The organism is uncultured Algibacter sp. (genome assembly GCF_947495675.1).
Taxonomy (GTDB): domain Bacteria; phylum Bacteroidota; class Bacteroidia; order Flavobacteriales; family Flavobacteriaceae; genus Algibacter_B.
Map to the genome: position 1 here is coordinate 1 of NZ_CANLZX010000126.1, position 205 is coordinate 205.

A 205-nucleotide genomic window follows, 5' to 3' on the forward strand; every position below is an offset into this window, starting at 1 on the left:
GTCGTGACCTATCACCATATTCTGCTGGATCGCCATGAAATCATTTTTGCAGAAGGCGCGCCGACAGAGTCGCGTTTTACCGGACCAAAGGCAAGAAAGGCAAATGGTTCGGAGGCGCTCAACGAAAACGAGGCATTGTTACCCGAATTGCTGTTTTCGGCCAGCGATCCAGCGCGGGTGATACCCAAGGGAAAGCAAATGCGCG

General features: G+C 53.2%; 1 protein-coding gene. It reads left to right on the forward strand.

Annotated elements, in window-relative coordinates; translation table 11 throughout:
- On the forward strand, positions 1–205 hold a 205-nt coding region (locus Q0842_RS16350), incomplete at both ends, for a Hint domain-containing protein (protein ID WP_298500596.1).